The 5268-nt window shown below is 70.2% G+C and carries 2 protein-coding genes and 1 pseudogene; 2 read left to right on the forward strand and 1 reads right to left on the reverse strand.

The features are described 5' to 3' along the window. The first annotated feature begins 183 nt into the window (after positions 1 to 183). On the forward strand, positions 184 to 816 hold the full coding sequence (locus A6A08_RS16980; protein ID WP_073703600.1) for a class I SAM-dependent methyltransferase: 633 nt from the start codon (positions 184 to 186) through the stop codon (positions 814 to 816). A gap of 247 nt (positions 817 to 1063) precedes the next feature. Beyond that, positions 1064 to 4489 carry a transglycosylase domain-containing protein gene (locus A6A08_RS16985; protein ID WP_073703601.1) on the forward strand — a complete coding sequence of 1142 codons (3426 nt, stop codon included), beginning with the start codon at positions 1064 to 1066 and terminating at the stop codon, positions 4487 to 4489. Between the two features lie 319 nt (positions 4490 to 4808). Here the strand turns inward: A6A08_RS16985 and A6A08_RS16990 are convergent. Next, positions 4809 to 5268, reverse strand: a pseudogene (locus A6A08_RS16990) (prenyltransferase); the annotation flags it as partial.

The following is a 5268-nucleotide window of genomic DNA, read 5'->3' on the forward strand; positions in this document are numbered from 1 at the left end:
GCTGATGGTACTGCCCTGTGGTGGGGTGGGAGAGTAGGTTGCTGCCACGGTTTTTCGTGAAGGGGGGGTCGCTTGTGGGCGGCCCCCTCTTTTTTTGTGTCTGCGCTTGTGCGTGTGTGAAAGTGCGGGAAGGCCGGGTGGGGCGCCTGCCGTTCGTATTCCGGCTGGTGGGACAATTCCCGCATGACGAAGACGATTCCCGCCGAACTCCTGGCCGCGGCCGAGGCAGCAAAGGGCTTCATGCCCACGGACGAGGGCACCGCCCTTTTCGAGGCCGCGACCGCCTACGCGCACATTGGCCCGGTCGTGGAGATCGGTACCTACTGCGGCAAGTCCACCGTCTTCCTCGGGGCGGCCGCCCGGGTGGCCGGCGCCAAGGTCATCACCGTGGACCACCACCGGGGCTCCGAGGAGCACCAGGAGGGCTGGGAGTACCACGACAGGTCCCTCGTCGACGAGGCCACCGGCAAGTTCGACACCCTTCCGCACTTTCGCCGCACGATCACCGAGGCGGGCCTGGACGGAGAGGTCATCGCGGTCGTCGGCGGCTCCGCCGACGTCGCCGGTGTCTGGGGGACCCCGCTCGGCATGGTCTTCATCGACGGTGGCCACAGCGAGGAGGCCGCCCAGAGCGACTACGCGGGCTGGAGCCCCCATGTGTCCCCCGGCGGGGCCCTCGTGATCCACGACGTGTTCCCCAACCCCGAGGACGGCGGCCGTCCGCCCTACAACATCTACCGCAGGGCCCTCGACTCCGGGAGCTTCGAGGAGGTGCGCGCAGTCGGTTCTCTGCGTGTCCTCGAACGCGTTTCCTGATCCCCGTCCCAGGCCCCGCTTTCGGAAAGTGACCGGGCTTACAGGCAGCCCAATACACGCCGGACGAGGGTAAGTCCTGGGTAAGAAGTGACAGCGCGGTTATGGGTTTGCCCTTGACATGGTTACGTGCGGGTATCGTGGCGTGGAGGGCGGAGCGATGGTGGCGTTATTCCCCGAGATACCGCTTCGGTCCTGACTCGAAATGAACGATCAGGGGCACTCGCGCGTCAAACATCAGGACGGCAAGGTGCCGGACGTGATTTGCCATGGGGGCGGGGAGCTGAGCGAGAGCACACACGGCGAGGGCGGGGCGGACGGACAGCGTCCCGCGGCTGACGAGCCGGAGACCAGGAACACCTCTGCCGAAGAGCTGTCCGACAGGTCCACTCCCGAGGGTGGTGTACCCACCACCGACGGAGATCATTCCACTCATGACACTTCTGGAGGAGAGCAGGAAGCAGCAGATCCGCCGGAGCCCGAGTTCATCGGCCCGGTCAGTTTCAAGACCAGCGGAACCTTCTTCCGCGAAAGGGTGGCCCGGACCCTCGCGGAACAGGGGTTCTCTCCCGTCGATGCGGGCGCCGGGGACCAGGAGTCCTCATCCGACGGCTCCGGCGGCTCTGGCGGTTCCGACGGCGTGCACGCTGACACCCCGCCCTCCGAGTCCGACACCTCCGCGGAGGAGGGCGCCGGCGTCCCCTCGGCCGACGACTCCTCCGCGCCTGCCCCTGCCGTGACGGAGGGGGATGCGGGCGAGGCCTACCCGGAGGACACCCGTGAGGACGGGTACTCCAGCGGTGCCGAGGAGACGTCGGCGGACGGGACGGCCGGATCCCCCGACGACCGTGGGACCGGAACCGAGGAGCCCCCGTCGCCGGCGCCCGCCCCGACCGAGCCCATCCCACTCGACGCCGACCGGGCCGAAGCCGACGCGGCAGGGCCCGCGGACGCCGACACACGCGCCGACACCGACGGGGACGCCGCCGGTGCCAATGAGGGGACCGGCACCGGGTCCGACCGTTCCGCGGCACCGGACGCCGACGCTCCGGACAGGACCGAGAACGAGGCGCCCGACGAGTCCACGGCGGTCGAGACCGCCTCTCTGTGGCCCGAGCCGCGCCGCTTCTCGGACTACGCCTCCGAGCAGTCCGGAACCGATGCCCCGACCGAGGCCCACCGGGCCCAGGCCGACGGATCGTCCAGGGCGGACCGAAGGCCCGAGGACTTCGGCTCCGACGGCCCGGGCGCAGCCGGTGCGGCCGGTGCCGCCGCGGGAGGGGCCACCGCGGCCGCGTACTCGGGAGCCTCCGGCGGTCCGGGGGAGACCGGACCCGCTTTCAGCGGTCCTGGCGGCCCTGGTGCGCCCGGGGAGTCCCACGGGGCCCGGGACGCCTCCCAGCACGGACCCATGGGCCCCAGCGGCCCGGGCGGGCCCAAGGGGCCGGCCGGGCCCGGGGGTACCGGTCCGGGCGGGCCGAAGGGCCCGGGCGACCCCAAGGGGGGGAAGGGAAAGAAGGGGAGAAAGCCCCTGTGGTGGAGGATGCTCCGAGTCTTTCTGATCGTCGCCGGTGTGTTCGTCATCATCGGCGCGGCCACGTTCGCCTTCTTCTACAGCACCGTCGAGGTCCCGGACGCGGCCAAGGCCGACGCGCTCGAACAGGGCTCGACCTTCTACTACGCCGACGGTGAGACCGAGTTCGCCTACCGGGGCACCGACCGCGAGATCCTCTCCTACGACGAGATGACCGAGGGCGGCGCCCACATCGTCGAGGCGGTCATCTCGGCGGAGGACCGCGGCTTCTGGAGTGAGCCCGGCGTGTCCGTGAGCGGCACCGCCCGCGCGGTCTGGTCCACCGTCACCGGCCAGCAGGTCCAGGGCGGCTCCACCGTCACCCAGCAGATGGTGCGCAACTACTACAAGGGCGTCTCCAAGGACGTGTCGATCACCCGCAAGGTCCGGGAGATCATCATCGCCATCAAGGTCGACCAGACCGAGAGCAAAGAATGGGTGATGGAGCAGTACCTCAACACCATCTACTTCGGCCGTAACGCCTACGGCGTCCAGGCCGCCTCGCAGGCGTACTACCACAAGGACGTCACCGAGCTCACCGCCGAGGAGGCGGCCTTCCTGGCCGCCGCGATCCAGCAGCCGACCAAGTTCGGCTTCGCGGACGCGGAGACCACGCCGGAGATGGAGCAGCGCTGGAAGTACGTGGTCGACGGCATGGTCACCACCGGCGCCATCAGCCAGGCCGAGGCCGACAAGATGGAGTTCCCCACGCCCGAGCCGGAGCGGCCCGACAGCAGCGGCCTCAGCGGCTACGAGGGGTACATGTACGAGGCCGCGATGCGGGAGCTGGCCGACCTCGGCTACACCGAGGACCAGGTCAACCGCCAGGGCTTCAAGATCGTCACCACGTTCGACCAGGCCCTCATGGACCAGATGTACGAGGCGGTCGAGGGGGCGATCGACCCGGAGGTGGTGCCCGAGGGGGTCAGCATCGGGGCGAGCACCGTCGATCCGGCCACGGGCGAGGTCGTGGCCTTCTACGGCGGCCACGACTACCAGGAGAACCAGTTCGACACCTCCTTCCTGGGGAACGGGCAGGCGGGCTCGGCGTTCAAGCCCTACGTGCTGGCCACCGCCCTGAAGCAGGGGTACAGCCTGAACAGCGTGGTGGACGGCAGCGGTCCCCAGACCATCAACGGGACGTCCATCGGGAACGCGGGTGGCGCCGCCGGCGGCCCGATGAACCTGATCGAGGCCACCCGGGTCTCCAACAACCTCGGCTACATCCGGCTGGGTATGGAGGTCGGGCACGAGGAGGTCCGCCAGACCGCCTACGACCTGGGCCTGCCCGAGGGCAGCATCCCCGACAACCAGCTGGTTCCGGTCATGCCGCTGGGCGCGACGAGCGTCAGACCGGTGGACCAGGCCAGCGGCTACGCCACCTTCGCCAACGGCGGTGTGCACGTCGAGACGCACGTGGTCAAGGAGATCGTCAACACCGAGGGTGAGAACGAGCGCCCGGAGGTGGAGAGCCACCGGGCGGTCAGCGAGGACATCGCCGCCGACATCACCTACGCGCTCACGGTGGCGGCCAACTCCGGGACGGGGAGCAACGCCAACATCTGGACGCACCCGGTGGCCGGCAAGACCGGTACCGCCAACGACGGCGTGGCGGCCTGGTTCGTCGGCTACACCCCGCAGCTGGCCACGTCGGTGGGCGTCTACAGCGACGACAACAAGCCCTTCACCATCCCCGGCCACGGCGAGGTGTCGAGTACCGGGCTGCCCTCCACGATCTGGAACAGGTACATGACCCAGGCGATGGAGGGGTACGAGCGCAAGGAGTTCCCGCCCCGCGCCAACGTCGGCTCCCCCCAGTACTGGGCGCCGGACCCGGCCACCCAGGAGCCCGAGCAGCCGCCGCAGGGTGACCAGCCCGCGGAGCCGCAGGAGCCCGAGACACCGGTCGAGCCGCAGGAACCGGAGACGCCCACCGCCCCGGAGGCACCCGAACCGGAGACGCCTGGATTCCCGAGCATCCCCGGACCGGGAACCGGTGATGGCGGCGACGGCGGTGGTGACGGCGGCGGCGACGGCACCGGTGGTGGCGGTGGCGACGGCGGAACCAGCTCGCCACCGGCGCGAAGCGAGGACACCTGGTGACCACCGGCCCGGTGGCAGGTGAACGGGGAGGGCCCGGCGGACGCACGTCCGCCGGGCCCTCCCCGTTCGGTGCCGGTCCGGCCGAACCTTCCTCACGAGGACCTGTGTGCCCACAGCGCGTCTCGCGGGACCGACCTCGCCGGGAGTACGAGACCGCGCCGGACGGAGAGTGCGGTGACCGCGAAGGTTCACCGGGCCGGTCCTGACCTGCGTTGATCTTGTACCTAGAGCGGGTCTGGGCGCCCAGACCCGCTCTAGGTACAAGATCAACGAGCGCGGAGCCTCCCGTTCCACACCCGCAACGGTTACGGCCAGTCCACTAGCCGAGGGCGAGGTCGTCCCAGGTGTGCAGGAACACCTGCGAGCCCGGGGTGGTCCCGGTGAGCGCGTCCACCGCCAGGATCACGGCGGCCGAGGTCCACGTGCTGCGCTCCACCGGCCAGCGCACCTGTTCGGCGAACTGGTAACCCGTCCAGTACACGCCGTCGTCGGCGTCGCGCAGGTGCTGCACGTCCCGGAGGACGCGCACGCCCGTCTCCGCGTCTCCCATGGCGGCCAGGGTCAGCACCAGTTCCGCGGACTCCGCCGCGGTCACCCACGGCTGGTCGCTCACACAGCGCACGCCCAACCCCCGGACCACGAACCGGTCCCAGCGCTCCTCGATCCGGTCCTTGGCGGCGGCGCCGCTCACGGCGCCGCCCAGGACGGGGTAGAACCAGTCCATCGAGAAGCGGCCGCGGTCGGAGAACAGGCCCTCGTGCTCGTTGATGAGCACCGCG

It is taken from the genome of Nocardiopsis sp. TSRI0078 (genome assembly GCF_001905145.1).
Taxonomy (GTDB): Bacteria; Actinomycetota; Actinomycetes; order Streptosporangiales; family Streptosporangiaceae; genus Nocardiopsis.

Bases quoted from the DNA above. Each gene is read 5' to 3' on its own strand.
- A6A08_RS16980 (WP_073703600.1), top strand. From the start codon at position 184: ATGACGAAGACGATTCCCGCCGAACTCCTGGCCGCGGCCGAGGCAGCA.